The sequence below is a fragment of the Streptomyces flavochromogenes genome, from assembly GCF_000717595.1.
Taxonomy (GTDB): domain Bacteria; phylum Actinomycetota; class Actinomycetes; order Streptomycetales; family Streptomycetaceae; genus Streptomyces; species Streptomyces flavochromogenes.
In genome coordinates this window covers 13,241-33,587 of the sequence record NZ_JNZO01000022.1, presented here as the reverse complement: position 1 = coordinate 33,587, position 20,347 = coordinate 13,241, and the positions used below count along the sequence as shown (strand labels likewise).

Sequence of the window (20,347 nt, the reverse complement as noted above, 5' to 3'; positions counted from 1 at the left end):
GCCGGGCTCCCGCACGTGTACGGAGGATGCCTACCGGCAGAGGACGTCCCCGTCCGGCCGGACGCCCCCGGTGAGGAAGCGGGTCACGGCCTGATCCCCACAGGCGTTGCCGTTCCCCAGATAGACGCCGTGCCCGCCGTGGTCGACGGAGACGAGCCGGGCGCGGTCGCCGAGGGCGCGCCGCATCCCCATCCCCTTGGAGTACGGGGTGGCGGGATCCCGCAGGTTCTGGATCATCAGGATGTTGGACGGCCCGCGGTCGGTGATGCGGACGGGCTTCTCCACGGCGCCGCCCTTCCAGAAGGCGCAGGGCGTGATGTTCGCCGGCATCCCGGCGGTCAGCGGGAACCGCTCGCGGTCCTTCGCCACGGCCCGCTCGTACGCCGGTACGGACGCGGGCCAGTTCACGTCGTTGCAGATCACGCCCACGGTGATGGCCGCGGCGTCGTCCGGCATGGCGCCCGCCAGCTCACGCGGCAGCACCGGCTCGCCCTGCGGATCGAGCGCCTCCGTCACCAGCTGCGCTAAGGACGGGAAGAAGCCGTCGGAGTAGAGCGCGAGCTGGAGCGACTGGAGCAGCATCGAGCCCGTGAGCGGGGGGCCCGGGCGCGCGGGCTCGCCCGGCGCGCCCGGCAGCACGGAGGCGTGCGGCTCCCGGTCGAGTCGGCCCGCCAGATCCATGACGACGGCCCGGACGTCCCCGGGCCGCTCCGCGAGCCGCAATCCCTCGTCCGCCCGGTCCGGGTGCGCGGCCCAGTCCGCGAAGTCGGGGAACCGGTCCTCGGCGCCCTGCGCCATGCCCTCCAGCCAGCCCCGGGCGACCCTCTTCGGGTCGGGGTCGTTGCTGCTGTCGAGGACCCAGCGGTCCGTCCGGTGCGGGTACCTCTCCGCGTACGCGGCCGCCACGTACGTCCCGTACGACACGCCCCACGCCGACAGCTTCCGCTCACCGAGCGCCTTCCTCAGCTGCTCCAGGTCCCGGACCTGGTTGGCGGTGGTCAGCCCGCGCAGCATGGCGCCGCCGTTCCGGGCACAGGCCTCGGCGATCCGCTTCGACCGGGCGACGTTCTCGTCGATGCCGCCGCCCGCACCGGGCCACGACCGCAGCGTCATCATCCACCGGTCGCCCTCGTCGAGCCCGCACCGCGCCTTGGCCGAGCCGCCGATCCCGCGCGGGTCGAACGCCACCAGGTCGTAGGCCCCGTCCATCTCCTTCGCCAGGGCGGCCCCCTTCTGCCCCAGCCGCTGCACTCCGGAACTTCCGGGCCCGCCGGGGATCACCATGAGCGTCCCGCGCCGCGCCTCCGGCCGCGTGCTGGGCAGCCGGGAGACGGCGAGCGGGATCCGCTCCCCGTCGGGATCGGCGTAGTCGAGGGGTACGGAGAGCGTGGCGCACTGCTGCCCGGGAAGCGGCCGAACGGCCGGGGCGCAGTCGCCCCACGTCAGCCCGGTCGTGGCTCCGGCCCTGCCGGCGGCGGCAACGGCGGTGCCGCCGCCGGCGAGGGCGGCCCCGGCGACGGTTGCGGCGGAGAGGGCGAGGAGGAGGGCCTTGCGGCCACGGTTCGTTGTCATGCGCACAGCCTCGCGGACGGGGCGCCCGGCCCCCATCCGGCGGGCTGGCGCGTCAGGGGTGGGGCCAACCCCCTTAGGAACGGGGGGCGTTCGGGTCCCGGGCTGTCACGGTCGGACACCTCGCCTTGAACGCTTTATCCGATGGCGGTGCTCCCGTCCCTGGGGGATCATCCCCCGCATGACCACCACCCCCACCCCCACCGCCCCTTCCTCCCCCGCCTCCGCGGCCGGTACCTGGGCCCTCGGGGACCTCACCGTCAACCGCATCGGGTTCGGGGCCATGCGACTGCCCCAGCGCGGTGAGGCACTCGTCGAGCACGCCGCACCCCGCGACCGCGACGAGGCGATCGCCGTGCTGCGCAAGGCCGTCGACCTCGGCGTGAACCACATCGACACCGCCGCCTTCTACTTCTCCCCGCTCCGCTCCGCCAACGAGCTGATCAGCAGCGCCCTCGGCGGGCCCTACCCCGACGACCTGGTCATCGCCACCAAGGTCGGCCCCTGCCGCGACGCCTCCGGCGCCTGGGGCACGCACGCGCGCACCCCCGCCGACCTGCGCGGCCAGGTCGAGGAGAACCTGCGCCAGCTCGGCCGCGACCACCTCGACGTCGTCAACCTCCGTATCGTCGGCACCGATTCGATCGCCGAGCGCTTCGGCGCCCTCGCCGAGCTCCGCGAGGCCGGACTCGTCCGCCATCTCGGCGTCTCCAACATCACCCCCGAACAGCTCGCCGAGGCGCAGGCCATCGCCCCCGTCGTCTGCGTGCAGAACATGTACGGGATCGGGGTCCGCCCCGAGTACGAGGACTTCGTGCGTCGCTGCGGCGAACAGGGCATCGCCTTCGTGCCCTTCTACGCGATCGCCGCCGCGGGCCGTCAGGGCGGAGCCACCGCCCCCGAGAGCCCCGAGGTCCTCGCCGTCGCCGAGGCCCACGGCGCGAGCCCCGCCCAGATCCGGATCGCCTGGACCCTGCACCAGGGCCCCCACCTCCTCGCCATCCCCGGCACCGGCGACCCCGACCACCTCGCCGCCAACATCGACGCAGGCGCGATCCGGCTCACCGAGGAAGACCTGGCCCTCCTCGACGGACTGCACCGCGAGCCCGCCGCCGACGCTTCCTAGACTCCCCTTCCATGACGCACACGCCGAATCCCGCCCTCGCCGCCGACCTCGCCCCCACGGGCACCCTCCGGGCCTCCGTGAACCTCGGGAACCCGGTGCTCGCGCAGGGCACCCCCGAGGCGCCGACCGGGATCACCGTCGATCTGGCGCGGGAGATCGGGTCGCGGCTCGGGCTTCCCGTCGAGCTGCTCTGTTTCGACGCGGCGCGGAAGTCCTTCGAGGCGATGGCCGACGGCCGGGCCGACCTCTGTTTCCTCGCCGTGGATCCGGCGCGGGAGACGGAGGTCGCGTTCACCGCCCCGTACGTCGTCATCGAAGGCGTGTACGCCGTCCCCCTCGACTCCGGCCTCACCACCGTCGAGGAGGTCGACGCGCCCGGCGTTCGGATCGGCGTCAAGCAGGGCTCCGCGTACGACCTCTTCCTCTCCCGTTCTCTCGCGCACGCGACGGTCGTGCGCGGCGCGGAGGGCGTCGACACCTTCCGGGTGGAGGGTCTGGAGGTGGGCGCCGGCATCCGCCAGCCCATGACCTCGTACGTACAGGAGCACCCCGAAGTCCGGCTGATCGAGGACCGGTTCATGGAGATCCGCCAGGCGGTCGGCACGACGGTCGGCCGCGCACCCGAGACCGTGGCCTTCCTCCGTTCCACCGTCGAGGAGCTGAAGGCGAACGGCTTCGTCGCGGACTCGCTCCGTCGCGCAGGGCAGGACGCGGGGCTGCTCGCCCCGCCCGCGGCCTGACGTTCCCGGGAGGTGGTGGGCCCTTCAGCCCACCACGTCCGCCGCCGTCAACGGCTCCCCCGGGATCAGGATCCGGTCCCGGGGCCCGTACGGGGTCAGCTCGTCCCACCACCTCGCCGCCGGGTCGAAGCGGGCGTACGCCACGGCTCCGGCCAGAGCGGGATCGCGGGCCTTGAGCGCACGGAGGACGAAGGCCGGACCCTGCCCGAGCCGGACGACACCGTCCACGGCGAGCGCGCCCAGCTCCGTGGACATCACCGGGCCCCCGACGACGGGCGCGAGCCCCCGGACCCGCTGCCGTACCGCCTCCGCGTGGACGGCCACGACCTCGGCGAGCGGCAGTCCGAAGCAGCGGTGCGCACCCGAACCGCGCTCGACGAGCATGCGGTACGGGACGAGGCCGAGCGCGGTCTGTTCCCGCCACATGCGCGCCCAGACCGCGGCGTCGTCGTTGACGTGCCGGAGGACGGGGGCCTGGGTGCGTATCGCCGCTCCCGTCGCGAGGATGCGGGCGACGGCCCGGCGGGTCGGTGCCGGGTCGAGCTCCCGGGGGTGGGTGAGGTGGACGAGCAGCGAGAGACGGCGGCCCGCCGCGACGACCCGTTCGAGGACGCGGAGGAGGTCATCGGCGTCGGCGGCGCCCCCGGTCGAGGTGAGGAAGCGCTCGGGGGCGTGGATCACGGCCCTCGTCCGGATGCGGATCGTCCGCACCTGGGGAGTGGCCAGGAGCGGTGAGACGTACGCGTCGAGCTCGGCCGCCCGCATGGCGAGCGGGTCCTCGCCGTCGAGGACGACGTCGGTGATCTCCGGGTGCCTGGCCAGGCGGGCCGTCATGGCCTCGGGCCCGCCCCGTGCGGGCCCGAGCGCCGGGTCTCCGGTGTTCGGCGGCCGGCGGGAGCAGGACGCGCAGGGGGCGGGGCAGGTGCGGCGCCGGTCGGGGAGGACGAGCAGGGTGCCCGGGTAGGTGTGCCGGACGGCCTCGGTGTCCCGCCCGGCCGGGTGCGGGTCGAGCCGTTCGCGCAGGCCGTCGACGACGAGGCCCAATCGGCCCCGGTCGCCGCCCCGCAGGGTCTGTTCGACGGCGGCGAAGTCCGCGGGGGCGAGCAGGTCGCGGTGGGGCACGAGGAGCCGGTAGAGGGGGTCGCCGGGGGCGCGCGACCAGTCGATGAGTTCGTCGGCGGCGTGGGAGCCGACCCTGAACGGCAGCACACGGCCGACGACGTCGGCGTCGTGCGCGAGGGCGGGCTGCCCGGTGCGGTCGGCGATGAGCCGGGCGAGGCGGTGACCGGTGAAGACGGTCACCCGTTCCCCACCGCCGGGACGTCGGTCGTCTGCACGGTCGTCGCCTCCCCGAAGGCCTCACCGATGGCGGGTGCGGCGCACCCCGGACGATGATGGGGAGTGAGGGTCCGGGCCGCCAATGGCGCTAGCGGTGGCCCGACGTGTGGGCAACGGAGGAGTCCGGCCAATCGTGCGCGGCACGTACCGGACAGCCCCCCGTGACGCGAACATCCGGTCCACACCGGTACGACCCGATTCGCACCGGAGGGCTTTCGGCCTGGCGTAAGCCCGGGTCATCTGCCAGATTGGCGCCTTTCCTCCGCCCACGATCGCCGCGAGCCCGGCCTGAACGGCACGACACGCCCGAGGGCCCGGCCTCGATGGCCGGGCCCTCGGGGTGGGAAGGGGGTGCGAGGGTCAGTACAGACCCTTGAAGCCGTTCCAGCCGCCCGAACCGATCAGCGCCCGGGTGCCGTACGAGCCCGTCCCGGTGCCGCTGTACCGCCACAGCTTGCCGGCGGCGTCACGGGCGACGAGGTCCGCGCGACCGTCGCCCGAGAGGTCGCCGACGCCGGCCATGGACGTGTAGCCGCCCCAGCCGCCGCCGACCTTCACGCGCGCGGTGCTGCCGCCGGTCGCCGTGCCGTAGTACCGCCAGAGCACGCCCGCCGCGTCCACGGCGAGGAGGTCGCCGCGGCCGTCGCCGTTCAGGTCGCCGGCGCCGACGATCTTCTTGTAGAGCTTCCAGTCGGAGCCGATCTTCACGCGGGTCCCGACCCGGTGGTCGGCCGTGCCGGCGTAGAAGTACATGTCGCCGGTCGACGCCTGGCGCACGACCAGGTCCGCGTACCCGTCGCCGTTCACGTCGCCCGGAGACGTCAGCATGTCGTACTGACCCCAGCCCGAGCCGACCGGCGTGTACGGCGAGGAGGCGGACAGGGTCTTCCCGCACCCGGGACGGTAGGCGCGCAGCTGGTCGCCGACGCGGACGTAGACGTCCGCGCACCGGTCCGCGTTCAGGTCGCCCGTCGGGACGAACACCGACGACGTCGCGAACTTCGCCCCCGTACCGGCGATCCGCGCCGACAGCGCGCCCGTGCCCGTACCCCGGTACATCGACACGAGCCCGGCCGTGTCCATCACCAGCAGATCACCGAACCCGTCGTCCCCGCCGAGGTCGCGCCACACGGCGGCCGCACCGGTCACGTGGACCGCACCGGAGAGGGCGAGGTCCGCGCCCTGTCCGTCGGCGGGCTTCACCGTCAGCGTCCAGGTGTGGGCCCCGTTCGCGACGAACCTCCCGGCCGCGTCCTTGCCGTCCCAGACGGGCGCGACGATGCCTCGCGCCTCGCCGCCGGTCACGGTCCGCACGACCTTGCCGGTCGCCTTGTTCCTGAGGGCCAGAGACCAGGAGGCGGCCGGCTTGGACAGCCACCAGCGGGGCTTCCAGGCAGCGGCGCCGACGTCGGCGGACGCTGCCACGTCCTTGTCGATGACCGCGATCCGGGAGGCCGGGACTCCGGACGGGACGATCCGCACGCGACGGTCGTCACCGGTGTAGGCGACGTGTCCGCCGAAGCGGTCGACGGTCCAGCCGGCGCGGCGGGTGGTGTTCGCGCCGAGCTGGGCGGAGGTCGCCACCACGCGCTGCGGCAGGTCGGCGGCCCTGCCACTGGCGGGAATCCCATGGTGCAGATCGACCAGGGTGAGACCCGCACTGTCCGAGCGGGAGACGAGGTACTCGTCGCCGAGGAGCACGTCGTCCGAACCGATGCTCATGAAGCGCTTGGTGGACCGGTCGTACAGGCCACCGCCGCGGACGTCCCACGACTCGTCCCGGCACTTCCAGTACACCCAGCGGCCCACGGCCTGGAGGTCGGTGGGCTCGCAGCGGTTGGTCGTCGTGAACGACTCGCCCGCGGTTCCCGCCGGAAGGACCTTGGAGGTGACGGTGTTCGAGCCCTGCGTGGCGCTCCAGAGCGTGTCGCCCCAGAGGGCCGACGCCACCGGCTCGCGCTTCTGCAGTACGGCTCCGGAGTCGGTGCCGCGGAACTCGACGATCGCCTGGGATCCGCCCGAGGCCTGGTTCACGACCCCGTACCGGCCGGACAGGTCGACGAGCCACGGGCTGCTGAGCCCCGTCGTCAGCCGCGGGCCCCAGGTGCCGGAGCCGTTCGGGTAGAGCATGGTCAGACCCTGCTCGGTGCCCGCCTTGCGGCCGTGGTGACCGTCGCCGCTCGCGAACAGGGAGACGCAGGAGACGCGCCACGCGGGGCTGCAGTCGTCGTCCCAGCCCGTGACGAAACCGTCGGTGGTCGAGCGCAGCTCGTCGGGGCGCCCCGAGGTCTTCAGCCAGGTGCTCCGGTATCCGCCGATGATGCCGCCCGGCTGGTACAGCTTCGAGTCGTCGCCCGTGGTCAGGATGCCGCTGCCGAGGGAGATGCCCGCGGGCTTGGCCTCCATGTCCTCGATGTCCGCGAGGCGCTTGCGCGTCACGGTGCCGTCGGCGGCCGCCGTGAAGCGGTAGTACCCCCAGTCGAGGGCGCCGTAGTCGGTGCGCTGCTCCGCACCGGCCACCAGGAGCGAGCCGTCGGGCGTACGGCTGAGGGAGGTGGAGGCGACGTCGAGCAGGGGGGTGTCCCTGCCGTCCGGAACGTACAGCGCGAGACGGTTTCCCCGGTACTCGTTGTTGCCCGGGTTGGGCGGGCTCACCGTGACCAGCGCGTCGCCGAGCCTGCGTACGACGTCGTCGTACGAGGCGACCTCCCGCAGGTCGACGGTGGTCGGGGCGGCGTCCGGGTCGTCCCGGCGGTACACCTGGGCCTCGCTGCCGGACGGGGCGCCGACGTGGAGGACCGTGTCCTTGTCGAAGGAGACGCTCTCGCCGTGGGTGGAGAGCGTCTTGAGCTTCCCGCTCGCCAGGTCGACGACCCACCATCCCTGGCTCATCGTGGAGTCCACCCACTTGATGCCCCGGATGGCGATCGACCGCGCGTCGCCCTCGCTGATCGAGAGGTTCCAGCCCTCGGGCAGCCCCTCCAGCTTCTGCTCCCTGACGCCGCCGGCCTCCGGGTGGAGCAGGTGCAGGCTCGTGACGGCGTTCTCGGTGCCGGTCCGGGTGATGACGGTGTCGCCGTACGTGCCGACGTAGGTCTGCCCCTCCGGCATCGCGACGGTGGTCGTCGCGCCGCCGCCGGCCCGCTGCTGGAGCGTCACGTGCGGGGACGGGCTCTCCGAGTGGACGGCGACGGTGTCGGAGCCGTGCCCGAAGTCCGCCGGGTACTCGGTGAAGCGGAACTCGTCGACGTCGTAGGAGAGCGGCTTCGGCAGACGGTGGTCGAGGACGGTGGCGTCACCGGTCGCGTAGTCGATCCAGCGCAGCCGGTCGTCGCCCTCCTGCGCGGTCAGGAAGCCGGTCTCCCCCGCGTTCAGGACGATGGTGGCGCGGGGCACGTAGCGTGCGCCCGGGCTGACGACGACGGCGTCGCCGGTCGCGCCGGGCGTGTCGGCCACCGCCCCCACGGTGGCGCCGACACCGGCCGTCACCGCGAGGCTGACGGTGAGTGCGATGCGGCCGAGCGCACGACGGCGCGGCCGTCGATCCAACGGGCTGATCACGTAGAAGTCCCTCCCCAGGGCATACGGCGCGGGGAAGGGGTCTCATGGTCTCGCCGCTCGTCCCCCGCGCAAGCAGGCCGACAGTAGCAGAGGCGGGCGACGGCGGGACGCCCTTTTCGAACCCGTTCAATCCAGCTCGGCACACGGCTCGCACCGGGCCGGATTCCCTGCGGAAACCCAGCCCGGCGACGCCCCGGAAGGCCCCTTCCCGGGGCTGGGCGGGCACGAGGAGCCCCACGCGGACGGAGCCGCCCCCACGGGGTCACCTCCCGGCCCCCAGCGCCCCTCGACGACCCTCCAGCCCTTCCGGGCACATCCTCTGACCTGGGCTTTTACCTCAACTCCCCGTATTCTTGAGGGACTCGGAGGGGAGATCCGCATGGGTCTGAACGACCGCAACAACGCCGCTGTCCGCCACATCCGCACCATCGACGACGTACTCACCCTGCTCGACGGGCTGTTCGTGCCCGACGCCGACCGGTGGACGGAAGGCGGGGCCGACTGGTGGGACGGGTTCTACGCCGACCGGGACAAGCCCGTGCCGTTCTTCGTCGCCAAGCCCGACGAGAACCTGGTCGCGTACACCGAACGGGGACTGCTCCCGGCCGGTGGCGGACGTGCCCTCGACCTCGGGTGCGGGCCCGGGCGGAACAGCCTGCACCTCGCGTCGCTCGGGTACGAGGTGGACGCCGTCGACCTCTCCGCCACCGCGATCCGCTGGGCGGAGGAACGCGCCGCGGAGACCGGCGCGCAGGGGGTGCGGTTCGTGAGCGGCGACGCCTTCGCGCCCGGAACCGCCCTCGACGGGCCGTACGACCTCGTCTACGACTCCGGCTGCTTCCACCACCTGCCGCCGCACCGCCGCATCAGCTACCTCGCGCTCCTGGACCGCGTCCTCGCGCCCGGCGGACACTTCGCGCTCACCGCGTTCGCCGCCGGAGAGGGCGGCATGGGCTCCGAACTGCCCGACGCCGACTTCTACCGGAAGGGCAGGCTGGACGGCGGACTCGCCTATACGGACGCCTCGTTGCGCGACGTCTTCGCCGGGCTGACCGACATCGAGGTCCGTCGCATGCGCGACGAGGCCGACGACTCCCCCGCCTTCGGCGAAGCCTTCCTCTGGACGGCGCTCTTCCGACGCCCTTGATGCCCTTGACGCGGTGGGCGGCCGGCCCTCACATCGCCTTCAGGTGCTCCGCGAGGCGGTCGTACTGCTCCCGCACCCCCGCCTCCATGCCCGCCGCCAGCGCCTGGTCCCTGATCTCGTTCGACGGCCAGAAGGACGTGCTGGTCAGGGCCGTACCGCCGTCCGGGGTCGCGTCGAAGGTGAGGGTGACGCGGACCGGATCGGCGTCCGGCATCTGCTCGAAGACCTCCGTGTAGTCGAGCCGCTCGACCGGGACGACGTCCTCGTACGTGCCGGAGAAGACGATCTCCTGGCCCTCCGGCGCGGTCTGGCCCCAGCGCCACGCACCGCCCACCCGCAGATCGATGTCGACGACCGTCGTGGTCAGCGCCGACACCCCGTACCACTCCCGGACGTGCCCGGGGACCGTCCACGCCTCCCAGACGCGGGCCGGCGGGGCGTCGAAGGTGCGGGTGATGACCAGCTCACGGTCGGCCGGGGTCGTCAGGAGGATGACCATGGTCCGTTCCCTTCACGAAGGGGCACTTCCAGGATCACCCCGCCGTCCCCACCCAGCACTTCCAGCACTTCCGTGAACCAGGTGAACCTCCGGGAACGCCCGAGGGCGGCACCCCCGGCAGGGGGTGCCGCCCTCGGTCCGTTCGTGCGTCCCGCGTTCCGCGTTCCGCGATGAACCGCCGATCCCGGAGGATCAGAAGTCCATGTCACCGCCCGGCATGCCGCCGCCGGCCGGCGCGGACGCCTTCTCCGGCTTGTCGGCGATGACGGCCTCGGTGGTGAGGAACAGCGCGGCGATCGACGCGGCGTTCTGCAGCGCGGAGCGCGTGACCTTCGCCGGGTCGATGATGCCCTCGGCGATGAGGTCGACGTACTCGTTGGTCGCGGCGTTCAGGCCGTGGCCGACGGGCAGGTTGCGGACCTTCTCCGCCACGACGCCGCCCTCGAGGCCGGCGTTGACCGCGATCTGCTTCAGCGGGGCCTCGAGGGCCAGCTTCACGATGTTCGCGCCCGTGGCCTCGTCACCCGCGAGGTCGGCCTCGAGCTTCTCGAAGACCGAGGAAGCCTGGAGCAGGGCCACGCCACCGCCGGCGACGATGCCCTCCTCGACGGCCGCCTTCGCGTTGCGAACGGCGTCCTCGATGCGGTGCTTGCGCTCCTTGAGCTCGACCTCGGTCGCGGCACCGGCCTTGATGACCGCAACACCGCCGGCGAGCTTCGCCAGGCGCTCCTGCAGCTTCTCGCGGTCGTAGTCCGAGTCGCTGTTCTCGATCTCGGCGCGGATCTGGTTCACGCGACCGGCGACCTGCTCGCTGTCACCGGCACCGTCGACGATGGTGGTCTCGTCCTTGGTGATGACGACCTTGCGGGCGCGGCCCAGCAGGTCGAGGCCCGCGTTCTCCAGCTTCAGGCCGACCTCCTCGGAGATGACCGTGCCGCCGGTGAGGATGGCGATGTCGTTCAGCATGGCCTTGCGACGGTCGCCGAAGCCCGGGGCCTTGACCGCGACGGACTTGAAGGTGCCGCGGATCTTGTTGACGACCAGGGTCGACAGGGCCTCGCCCTCGACGTCCTCGGCGATGATCAGCAGCGGCTTGCCCGACTGCATGACCTTCTCCAGGAGCGGGAGCAGGTCCTTCACCGAAGAGATCTTGGAGTTGACGATCAGGAGGTACGGGTCGTCGAGCGACGCCTCCATACGCTCCATGTCGGTGGCGAAGTACGCCGAGATGTAGCCCTTGTCGAAGCGCATACCCTCGGTGAGCTCCAGCTCCAGACCGAAGGTCTGGGACTCCTCGACGGTGATGACGCCTTCCTTGCCGACCTTGTCCATCGCCTCGGCGATGAGCTCGCCGATCTGGGTGTCGGCGGCGGAGATGGAGGCCGTGGAAGCGATCTGCTCCTTGGTCTCGACATCCTTCGCCTGCTCGAGCAGGGCGCCGGAGACGGCCTCGACGGCCTTCTCGATACCGCGCTTGAGGGCCATCGGGTTGGCACCGGCGGCCACGTTGCGCAGGCCCTCGCGGACGAGCGCCTGGGCGAGAACGGTGGCGGTGGTCGTACCGTCGCCGGCGACGTCGTCCGTCTTCTTGGCGACTTCCTTGACCAGCTCGGCGCCGATCTTCTCGTACGGGTCCTCGAGCTCGATCTCCTTGGCGATGGAGACACCATCGTTGGTGATCGTGGGGGCGCCCCACTTCTTCTCGAGGACGACGTTGCGACCCTTGGGGCCGAGGGTGACCTTGACGGCGTCAGCGAGCTGGTTCATGCCGCGCTCGAGACCGCGCCGGGCCTCCTCGTCGAACGCGATGATCTTGGCCATGTGAAGTGGTCCTCCCGGACATGGGGTGGATAACGCTCCAGGACCGCGCCGACGCCCGCGACGGACGGCCTCCGCAGCTCCGCGTGGTTCCTTGCCCCACCCGGCCGGCGGCCTCGTCTGCCCGATCCTCGTAGCACTCTCACCTTCCGAGTGCTAACGCCAATGATTAGCACTCGCCCTAGGAGAGTGCAAGCGACTCTCGACGATCGGGATGCGGAGCAGGGGGTTGCGGGAGGGGCGCGAGAGGGGCGCGGAACGGGCTCTGAACAGGACCGGGAACGCGTGAGGGGTCCACATCCCCTCAGGGATGCGGACCCCTCGACGGCGTTGCGTCGGTGGCCGATCGCGCCGCGCTCAGACGGCGAGCTTGACCATGTCCGCCTGCGGACCCTTCTGGCCCTGCGAGATCTCGAACTCGACTCGCTGTCCCTCTTCGAGGCTGCGGTAGCCATCCATCTGGATCGCGCTGTAGTGGACGAAAACATCCGCACCACCGTCGACCGCGATGAAGCCGTAGCCCTTCTCCGCGTTGAACCACTTGACGGTGCCCTGAGCCATGCCTAACTCCCCTATTACTGGCCCTTGCGCGGGACCCGCACTTCGCGGAACCCGGGTCAGACCCTGCGCCGGAACGCGTCGACCGCGGCTGAATGTATCTGCCCAACTGCCCTCTGCAACAGGTCAATCGAGCGAGAATTCTGGGCGCCACGGAAAGGCGAATCAGGGAGAATCCCTTGAATTAACGGGCAAGTCGGGCCCGGCAAAGCGTGCAGAAGGTACACAACGCGCACGCACTTTGGCTGCTTCTTGTCGTGCGGGGACGCATTCTCATATGCGCCTGGCATGAGCAGCGGAGGGGACTTCCCCAACTCTACCGCGCTCAACCATGCAGAATTGCCCCTTCCGCTTTATGGCGCGGAAGGGGCAATTCAAGAAAGACGGGACAGGCGAAGAGCCCGAGAGGCTCAGCAGCCTCCGGCGACGGCCGGGATGATCGAGACGCCGGCACCGGCCGGGGTGGCCGTCTCCAGGCCCTGCTCGAAGCGCACGTCGTCGTCGTTCACGTAGACGTTGACGAAGCGGCGCAGCTTGCCCTGGTCGTCCAGGACGCGGGCGGCGATGCCCGTGTGGTTCTTCTCCAGGTCCGCGATGACCTCGGCGAGGGTCGTGCCCTCGGCCTGGACCTCGGACCGACCACCCGTGTAGGTGCGGAGGATGGTGGGGATGCGGACGTTCACGGCCATGTCTTCGTAACCTTTCAGAGGGCCAGGCCGGCGTCGCGGAACGCGTCCAGGCTCGGGCGGATGGTGACGGTCGCCTGAGAGGTGTCGGCCACCGCGTCCAGGGTCTTGAGTCCATCGCCGGTGTTGAGGACGACGGTGGTCAGGTTCGGGTCGATCAGCCCGCTCTCGACGAGCTTCTTCGTGACGCCGACGGTCACGCCGCCCGCGGTCTCGGCGAAGATGCCCTCGGTCTGCGCGAGGAGCTTGATCGCGTCCACGACCTGCGCGTCGTCGACGTCCTCCACGGCGCCGCCGGTGCGGCGGGCGATGTCGAGGACGTACGGGCCGTCGGCCGGGTTGCCGATCGCGAGCGACTTGGCGATCGTGTTCGGCTTCTGGGGCCGTACGACGTCGTGGCCGGCCTTGAACGCCACGGACACCGGGGAGCAGCCCTCGGCCTGGGCGCCGAAGATCTTGTACGGCTTGTCCTCGACGAGGCCCAGCTTGATGAGCTCCTGGAGACCCTTGTCGATCTTCGTGAGCTGGGAGCCGGAGGCGATCGGGATGACGAGCTGGTCGGGGATGACCCAGCCGAGCTGCTCGCAGATCTCGTACGCCAGCGTCTTGGAGCCCTCGCCGTAGTACGGGCGGAGGTTGACGTTGACGAAGCCCCAGCCCTCGCCCAGCGGGTCGCCGATGAGCTCGGAGCAGAAGCGGTTGACGTCGTCGTAGTTGCCCTCGATGGCGACGAGGTCACCGCCGTAGACACCGGCCATGACGACCTTGCCCTGCTCCAGGTCGTGCGGGATGAACACGCAGGAGCGGAAGCCGGCGCGGGCGGCCGCGGCGCCGACGGCGCCGGCCAGGTTGCCCGTGGAGGAGCAGGAGAGGGTGGTGAAGCCGAAGGCGCGGGCGGCCTCGATGGCCTGGGCGACGACCCGGTCCTTGAAGGAGTGGGTCGGGTTGCCGGAGTCGTCCTTGACGAAGAGCTTGCCGGGGGCGACGCCGATCTCGCGGGCGAGGTTGTCGGCCTGGACGAGCTTGGTCCAGCCCGGGTTCAGGTTGGGCTTGTCCGCGACGTCGGCGGGGACGGGAAGCAGCGGGGCGTAGCGCCAGATGTTGGCGGGGCCGGCCTCGATCTGCTTGCGCAGCGCCTCGGGGTCACCGGTGGGGAGGTCGTACGCGACTTCGAGCGGTCCGAAGCAGAGTTCGCAGGCGAAGATCGGGCCGAGCGGGAAGATTTCACCGCATTCGCGACAGGAAAGTCCCGACGCGGGACCGAGGTCGACCGAAGTGGCGGGGGTAACAGTCTGTACAGCCATGGAGGCGAGGCCCTTTCTCCTCATCTTTCCCATGACGAATTTTTCGCCATGAGACGGATTTGGCACCTTCCCTAGCCGGGAGCCTCGCTGGAGGACGAGTAACCGACTGGAGGGTTGCCGGGGCTTCAACGGGCCGTTTCCCTCTGCCCCTCTGGATGAGCGGTATTCGATTGTGAAGCGCGGTGAACTTTCGTTCCTGCGCTCCGGCGCGGGCGGCACCCCGACGTGCATCGGGCATCCGCGTTGTTCAAGACTGTAACCGAAGGCCCGGACGCTTGGACCGGCCGTCCGAACCGCGAGATGGAGATCACGTGCTGGAAGAGGTGGAGCGCTGGCTGGACCGGCGGTCCTGGTCCGTGGCGGACCGGCCGCTGGAGCGGATCCTCGCCGCGAAGCGGAACACGAAGGTCAGCGTCGTCCTGCCGGCGCTGAACGAGGAGGCGACGGTGGGTGACATCGTCGCCGTGATCCGGCGCGAGCTCATGACGGAGGCGGTGCCGCTCGTCGACGAGCTGCTGGTGATCGACTCGGGCTCCACGGACCGTACGGCGGAGGTGGCGGCGGCCGCCGGGGCGCGGGTGGTCGCGCGGGACGCGATACTCCCCCGGATACCGGCCGTGCCGGGCAAGGGCGAGGTCCTGTGGCGGTCGCTGATGGTGACCACCGGGGACGTCGTGTGCTTCATCGACGCGGACCTGCGGGACTTCTCGGCGGACTTCGTGTCGGGGATCGTGGGCCCGCTGCTGACCGACCCGGACGTGGACTTCGTGAAGGCGATGTACGACCGCCCGTTCGGGGACACCCCTGGTCAGGGAGGCCGGGTGACGGAGCTCGTGGCCCGCCCTCTGCTGAATCTGCACTGGCCGCAGCTGGCCGGTTTCGTACAGCCGCTGGGCGGCGAGTACGCGGCGCGCCGGTCCCTGCTCGAACGGCTGCCCTTCCCGGTCGGTTACGGGGTGGAGCTCGGCCTGCTCGTGGACGCGCTGCACACGGTGGGCCTGGACGCGCTCGCTCAGGTGGACGTGGGGGTGCGCAAGCACCGGCACCAGGACGGGCAGGCGCTGGGCCGGATGGCGGCGGCGATCTACCGGACGGCGCAGCTGCGGCTCTCGCGAGGACACCTGGTGCGGCCGCGGCTGACGCAGTTCGAGCGGGGCGAGAGGGGTTTCGAGCCACGGACGTACGCGGTGGACACGGAGGAACGGCCGCCGATGGCCGACATCGTGGAGTACGCACGCCGCCGGGTGGCCTGACCATCCGGCCCGACCGCGTGGCGTAACGTCCGATGATGATCCGTTTTGCATACATTTCCCTTTCATGCGCTGCAGACAACATCACCTGGGCAGGGTGCTCGCGGCCGTCGTGGCCGTCGGACTGGCGGCGGGCTCGCTCGCGTTCACCGCGGCGGGACCCGCCGCGGCGGACGTGGTCGAGCCCTTCGGCAAGCGGTACGACGCATCGCTGTACGGCGACTTCACGACGATCGGCAACACGGTCATGGGCTGTCCGACCGCCCCCGCCGACCTGGCCGCCCGCTGTGCGGCGACGGCGGGCGGCCAGGGCTCGGACAACAACAACGCCTTCGTGATGCGGCGGATCGACGCCGGCGCCCTGGGGAGCGACCACGGCTCCAGCACCGGCCGTGTGCGGATCCCGGCGGGCGCGGAGGTGGCGTACGCCCGGCTCTTCTGGGGCGGCAACGACGGCACGTACAAGGGGCCGAGCGGGGCGCGCCTCGAACGCTGCGACATCTCCGGCGCCGATGCCGAGCGCTCGCCCGGAGACCCCACGACGACCGCCCCGGTGATCAAGGTCGGTGCGGGCGCCGCGACCCCGGTCTCGATCGACAGCATGGTCGCCGACCCTGCCGACACCGACGGCCCGCACTACTACACGGGCGAGTCGGACGTGACGGCCGCCTTCGCGGGCACGTCGGGGACGGACGCGCAGGTGACCGTCGGCAACATCTGGGCGCCCGACGGCAAGGGCTGCGTGGCGGGTTGGTCGCTGACCGTCGTCCACCGGTTCCCGGGCCCGGACCCGGTCCGCGCGCCCGAGCGGCGGAACGTGTACGTCTACGGCGGGCACGTCCTGCAGCGCTCGGCCTCCCCCGCGACCACGATCACCGTGGACGGCTTCCGCCGGAGCGGCGGCACGGCGCGGGCCGGCGTCACCGCGTACGGGGGCGACCGGAACACCCCGGGTGACGCGTTCCTCGTCGACGGCAAGAACGTCACCGAGGCCCACACGGGCAACACCAGCAACTTCTTCATCAGCGAGGTCGACGGCGCCGTCGCCCCCGACCTGGTCGACAACCTGAGCATCGACGCCAAGGCCTTCGACATCCCCGACGGCGCCCTCCCGCAGGGCGCCACCTCGGCCGATCTGACCTTCTCGACGCGCGGCGCCACCTACGTGCCGTCCGCGCTGGCCTTCTCCGTGCCGGTCCCCGACCTGGAGATCACCAAGACGGCGAGCCCGCGCACGGTGAAACCGGGCGACACGCTCACGTACACGATCACCGCGAAGAACATCAGCACGCTCGATTACCCGAACGCCAGGTTCGGCGACGACCTGACCGGGATCCTCGACGACGCCGACTACCGGGGCGACGTGCGGACCGACCTGGGCACGGCGACGTACACGGCACCGAGGATCGGATACGCGGGAACCATCCCGGCCGGGAGGACGGCGACCGTCACCTACTCGGTGAAGATCAAGAAGCCGCCGGCCGGAGACGGGCGGCTCCGCACCGGCGTGAAGGCCGAGACACCCCGCTCCAACTGCGGAGACGGCAGCGAGGACCCTGCCTGCGCGGCGGCCCCGGAGCTCGTGAGGCCGAAGCCGACACCGAAGCCCAGACCGACCCCGGTGGATCCGACCCCGACGCAGGCTGCCCCCACGCCCACCCCCGTGGACCCGACGCCCCCACCGGTCGACCCCACGCCGACACCCGCCGAGTCCACCCCCGCGCCTCCGGCCCCGGGACCGCCCGGGAACGGCGGCGGCGGCTCGATGGCCGAGACCGGCGGCAACGGCGAGCGGCTGTGGCTGCTGGGCGCGCTGGGCCTCGCCCTCGCGGCGACGGGCCTGGTCGCCAAGGCGGCGATGCGCGGCCGGCGCGAGAACTGACGGCCGTCCGGAGGTCCGGCCACCGTCCGTGGCCGGATCCACCCGTCTCGTATACGTACGTTTGAGCGTTTACGAGACGGGCTAGGTTCGCCCCATGGCATCTGTGCTCGTGGCATCGAACCGAGGGCCCGTCTCGTACGCGCGGGGCGAGGACGGTGAGCTCGACGCCCGCAGGGGCGGCGGCGGCCTGGTCTCCGGGCTGAGTGCCGTCTCCTCGCGGGACAGCCTGTGGGTGTGCGCGGCGCTCGGCGAGGGCGACCGGGAGGCCGTCCGGCGCGGAATCGGCGAGCCTGGCGTCCGGATGCTGGACATCGAACCGGAGGTGTACGCCGACGCGTACAACGGCATCGCGAACTCGGTGCTGTGGTTCCTCCACCACCACCTGTACGACACGCCCCGCGAGCCCGTCTTCGACGCCGAGTTCCGGCGCCGCTGGGGGTCGTACCGCGCTTACAACCGCGCCTTCGCCGAGGCCCTGGCCGCCGAGGCGGACGACGGCGCGGCCGTCCTGGTGCAGGACTACCACCTGGCGCTCGTCCCCGGGATGCTGCGGGAGCTCCGCCCCGACCTGCGGATCGGGCACTTCACCCACACGCCGTGGGTGTCCTCCGAGTACCTGCGCATGGTGCCGGACGACATCGTCGAGGAGCTCCTGTGGGGCATGCTCGGCGCCGACGAGCTGGGCTTCCACACCTGGGGATGGGCGTCGACGTTCATCGGCTGCTGCTCCCAGCGCGACGATTCGACCGGTACGGCCCAGGGCGTCTGGCCCAGCGGCGACCCCTGGCGCGGAGTCGAATGGCGCCGCCACGGCGTCGGGAAGGGCCGCACGCGGGTCCGGGCATACCCCCTGGGCGTCGACGGCGACGAGCTGCGGTCCCTGGCCCACCGCCCCGAGGTGGACGAGGCCCTCGCCCGGCTCCGCGCCGAGGTGGGCGAGCGGCGGACCATCGTCCGCGTCGACCGCACGGAGCTGTCGAAGAACATCCTGCGCGGCCTCCTCGCCTACCGGGAGCTCCTCACCGTCCACCCGGAGTGGCGCGACCGGGTGGTCCACCTGGCCTCGGCATACCCCTCGCGGCAGGACCTGGAGTCGTACCGCGCGTACACGGCCTCGGTGACCGAACTGGCCGCCGAGATCAACGCGGAGTTCGGCACGGCGGACTGGCAGCCGGTGATCGTCTCCGTGGAGGACGACTTCACCCGCTCCCTCGCCGCGTACCGCCTGGCGGACGTGGCCCTGGTCAACCCGGTGCGCGACGGCATGAACCTGGTCGCGAAGGAGATACCGGTGGTCTCGGACGCGGGCTGCGCACTCGTCCTGTCGACGGGCGCGGGCGCGTACAACGAGCTGCGGGAGGACGCTCTCGCGGTGAACCCCTTCGACGTCTCGGAGACCGCCGAGGCCCTCCACACCGCCCTGACGATGCCCCGGCCCGAACGCGCCGACCGCACGAAGCGTCTCGCGGCGACGGCGACGGCGCTGCCCCCGCAGCGCTGGTTCCTGAAGCAGCTGGACGCACTGCGGGAGCAGAAGAGCTAGGAGACGGCCCGCTCACGCCCCCAGGTCGCCAGGGGTTCGAGGGCCTCGTTGAGGCGGATGCCGTCCTTCGTGAGGGTGTACTCGACGCGGGGCGGGACCTCCTCGTAGGAGGCGCGGTCCACGATGCCGTCCGCCTCCAGCTCCCGCAGATGGGAGGCGAGGACCTTCTCCGTGATGCCCGGGAGGAGCCGGCGCAGCTCGCCGAAGCGGCAGTGCGGCCGCTCGTGCAGCGCCCACAGGATGAGCACCTTCCACTTGCCGCCGATGACCTCCATCGCGGCGTCGATCCCGCAGACGTGGCCGTCCCCGGTGCCGGGCCGGTTCAGCGTCGCCATGTGCCCCACCCTCCTGACCTGTTCGCTCACCTCAGGGTAACCACCCACTTCCCAGTGGGTACTTGAGCAGGTCAGAGCCCTGGAGCAGCCTTGTGGTCATGACAGCGAACCCGAATCGGAAGACCCCCGTCACCCTCCTCGGCCTCGGTGCGATGGGCACCGCCCTTGCCCGTGCCTGGCTCGCCGCCGGGCATCCGCTCACCGTCTGGAACCGCACCCCGGCCCGCGCGGAGGCGCTGGCCGCCGAGGGCGCGAAGGTCGCGGACAGCGCGGCCGGTGCGGTCGCGGCGAGCACCCTCGTCGTCGTCTGCCTCCTCGACGACGCCTCGGTGGAAACGGCCCTGGACGGTGTCGGCCTGACCGGCAAGGACCTGGTCAACCTGACCACGACGACCCCCGCCCAGGCCCGGGCCCGGGCCACGTGGGCCGAGGAGCGCGGCGCCCGCTACCTGGACGGCGGCATCATGGCCGTCCCTCCGATGGTCGGGATCCCGGAGGCCGGCGGCTATGTGTTCTACAGCGGCTCACGGGAGCTGTTCGAGCTCCACCGGGAGTCCCTCGCCGTGCCGGTCGGCACCGCCTACGTCGGGGAGGACGCGGGTTTCGCGGCCCTCCACGACGTGGCCCTGCTGAGCGCGATGTACGGGATGTTCGCGGGGGCCGCGCACGCCTTCGCCCTGATCCGGCGGGAGGACATCGATCCGGTCGTGTTCGCGCCGCTGCTCGGGAACTGGATCAAGGCGATGGCCGGCTCGTCGATCGAGCAGACCGCGCGGCAGCTGAGGAACGGCGACTACACGACGGACGTGGTCTCCGACCTGGCGATGCAGGTGGCCGGCACCCCCACCTTCCTCTCCACCGCCGAAGAGCAGGGCGTCAGTCCCGAACTGATCGCCCCTTACTTCGCGTTGATGCGACGACGGCTCGACGTCGGCAGTGGCAAGGAGGACCTGACGGGCCTGGTGGACCTGCTCGTACGGAAGGACTGACC

At 71.6% G+C, this 20,347-nt stretch carries 16 protein-coding genes and 1 riboswitch; of the genes, 7 read left to right on the top strand and 9 right to left on the bottom strand.

Annotated elements, in window-relative coordinates:
- Positions 1-30 precede the first annotated feature (30 nt).
- Positions 31-1,572 (bottom strand): alpha/beta hydrolase, encoded by a 1,542-nt coding sequence (locus IF00_RS0125970; RefSeq protein ID WP_030321983.1) that lies wholly within the window; start codon positions 1,570-1,572, stop codon positions 31-33.
- A 178-nt stretch (positions 1,573-1,750) separates the two neighbouring features.
- Here IF00_RS0125970 and IF00_RS0125965 point away from each other — a divergent pair, with 178 nt between their 5' ends.
- Both IF00_RS0125965 and IF00_RS0125960 read left to right on the top strand, forming a co-directional pair.
- Complete coding sequence (locus IF00_RS0125965; protein ID WP_030321981.1) at positions 1,751-2,695, top strand: aldo/keto reductase; 945 nt, start codon at positions 1,751-1,753, stop codon at positions 2,693-2,695.
- An 11-nt stretch (positions 2,696-2,706) separates the two neighbouring features.
- Positions 2,707-3,435, top strand: a complete 729-nt coding sequence (locus IF00_RS0125960; RefSeq protein ID WP_030321979.1) for a transporter substrate-binding domain-containing protein — start codon at positions 2,707-2,709, stop codon at positions 3,433-3,435.
- 24 nt (positions 3,436-3,459) lie between these two features.
- Here the strand turns inward: IF00_RS0125960 and IF00_RS0125955 are convergent, their stop codons facing one another.
- Both IF00_RS0125955 and IF00_RS0125950 read right to left on the bottom strand, forming a co-directional pair.
- Positions 3,460-4,737 carry a lysine 2,3-aminomutase gene (locus IF00_RS0125955; protein ID WP_030321977.1) on the bottom strand — a complete coding sequence of 426 codons (1,278 nt, stop codon included), beginning with the start codon at positions 4,735-4,737 and terminating at the stop codon, positions 3,460-3,462.
- 396 nt (positions 4,738-5,133) lie between these two features.
- Positions 5,134-8,334: an FG-GAP-like repeat-containing protein gene (locus IF00_RS0125950; RefSeq protein ID WP_030321975.1), complete on the bottom strand. Its 3,201-nt coding sequence runs from the start codon at positions 8,332-8,334 to the stop codon at positions 5,134-5,136.
- 379 nt (positions 8,335-8,713) lie between these two features.
- On the opposite strand from IF00_RS0125950, the gene IF00_RS0125945 reads away from it, so the two are divergent.
- Positions 8,714-9,481 carry a class I SAM-dependent methyltransferase gene (locus IF00_RS0125945; RefSeq protein ID WP_030321973.1) on the top strand — a complete coding sequence of 256 codons (768 nt, stop codon included), beginning with the start codon at positions 8,714-8,716 and terminating at the stop codon, positions 9,479-9,481.
- A gap of 28 nt (positions 9,482-9,509) precedes the next feature.
- On the opposite strand, the gene IF00_RS0125940 is transcribed toward IF00_RS0125945, so the two are convergent.
- The 5 genes from IF00_RS0125940 to thrC form a co-directional block, all read right to left on the bottom strand.
- The gene (locus tag IF00_RS0125940) at positions 9,510-9,980 is read right to left on the bottom strand and encodes an SRPBCC domain-containing protein (protein WP_030321971.1); all 471 of its coding nucleotides are present in this window, start codon (positions 9,978-9,980) and stop codon (positions 9,510-9,512) included.
- Between the two features lie 192 nt (positions 9,981-10,172).
- Positions 10,173-11,801 (bottom strand): chaperonin GroEL, encoded by a 1,629-nt coding sequence (gene groL / locus IF00_RS0125935; RefSeq protein ID WP_030321969.1) that lies wholly within the window; start codon positions 11,799-11,801, stop codon positions 10,173-10,175.
- A 354-nt stretch (positions 11,802-12,155) separates the two neighbouring features.
- A complete protein-coding gene (locus tag IF00_RS0125930) occupies positions 12,156-12,359 on the bottom strand; it encodes a cold-shock protein (RefSeq protein WP_015035246.1) in 204 nt (67 codons plus the stop codon).
- Positions 12,360-12,766: 407 nt separating this feature from the next.
- Positions 12,767-13,045, bottom strand: coding sequence for a MoaD/ThiS family protein (locus tag IF00_RS0125925; protein ID WP_030321967.1), 279 nt, complete (start codon positions 13,043-13,045; stop codon positions 12,767-12,769).
- A gap of 14 nt (positions 13,046-13,059) precedes the next feature.
- Complete coding sequence (thrC, locus tag IF00_RS0125920) at positions 13,060-14,370, bottom strand: threonine synthase (protein WP_078944852.1); 1,311 nt, start codon at positions 14,368-14,370, stop codon at positions 13,060-13,062.
- Positions 14,364-14,508: riboswitch (SAM riboswitch) on the bottom strand. (Overlaps the previous gene by 7 nt.)
- A 149-nt stretch (positions 14,509-14,657) precedes the next feature.
- Here thrC and IF00_RS0125915 point away from each other — a divergent pair.
- The 3 genes from IF00_RS0125915 (at position 14,658) to IF00_RS0125905 (ending at position 19,021) form a co-directional block, all read left to right on the top strand.
- Positions 14,658-15,599 carry a glucosyl-3-phosphoglycerate synthase gene (locus IF00_RS0125915; RefSeq protein ID WP_030321964.1) on the top strand — a complete coding sequence of 314 codons (942 nt, stop codon included), beginning with the start codon at positions 14,658-14,660 and terminating at the stop codon, positions 15,597-15,599.
- 64 nt (positions 15,600-15,663) lie between these two features.
- On the top strand, positions 15,664-17,478 hold the full coding sequence (locus tag IF00_RS0125910; protein ID WP_030321962.1) for a DUF7927 domain-containing protein: 1,815 nt from the start codon (positions 15,664-15,666) through the stop codon (positions 17,476-17,478).
- 94 nt (positions 17,479-17,572) lie between these two features.
- A complete protein-coding gene (locus IF00_RS0125905) occupies positions 17,573-19,021 on the top strand; it encodes an alpha,alpha-trehalose-phosphate synthase (UDP-forming) (protein WP_030321959.1) in 1,449 nt (482 codons plus the stop codon).
- On the opposite strand, the gene IF00_RS0125900 is transcribed toward IF00_RS0125905, so the two are convergent.
- Complete coding sequence (locus IF00_RS0125900; RefSeq protein ID WP_030321957.1) at positions 19,018-19,356, bottom strand: winged helix-turn-helix transcriptional regulator; 339 nt, start codon at positions 19,354-19,356, stop codon at positions 19,018-19,020. The genes IF00_RS0125905 and IF00_RS0125900 overlap by 4 nt on opposite strands.
- Before the next feature lie 98 nt (positions 19,357-19,454).
- On the opposite strand from IF00_RS0125900, the gene IF00_RS0125895 reads away from it, so the two are divergent.
- Positions 19,455-20,345, top strand: a complete 891-nt coding sequence (locus IF00_RS0125895) for an NAD(P)-dependent oxidoreductase (RefSeq protein WP_030321950.1) — start codon at positions 19,455-19,457, stop codon at positions 20,343-20,345.
- Positions 20,346-20,347 lie beyond the last annotated feature (2 nt).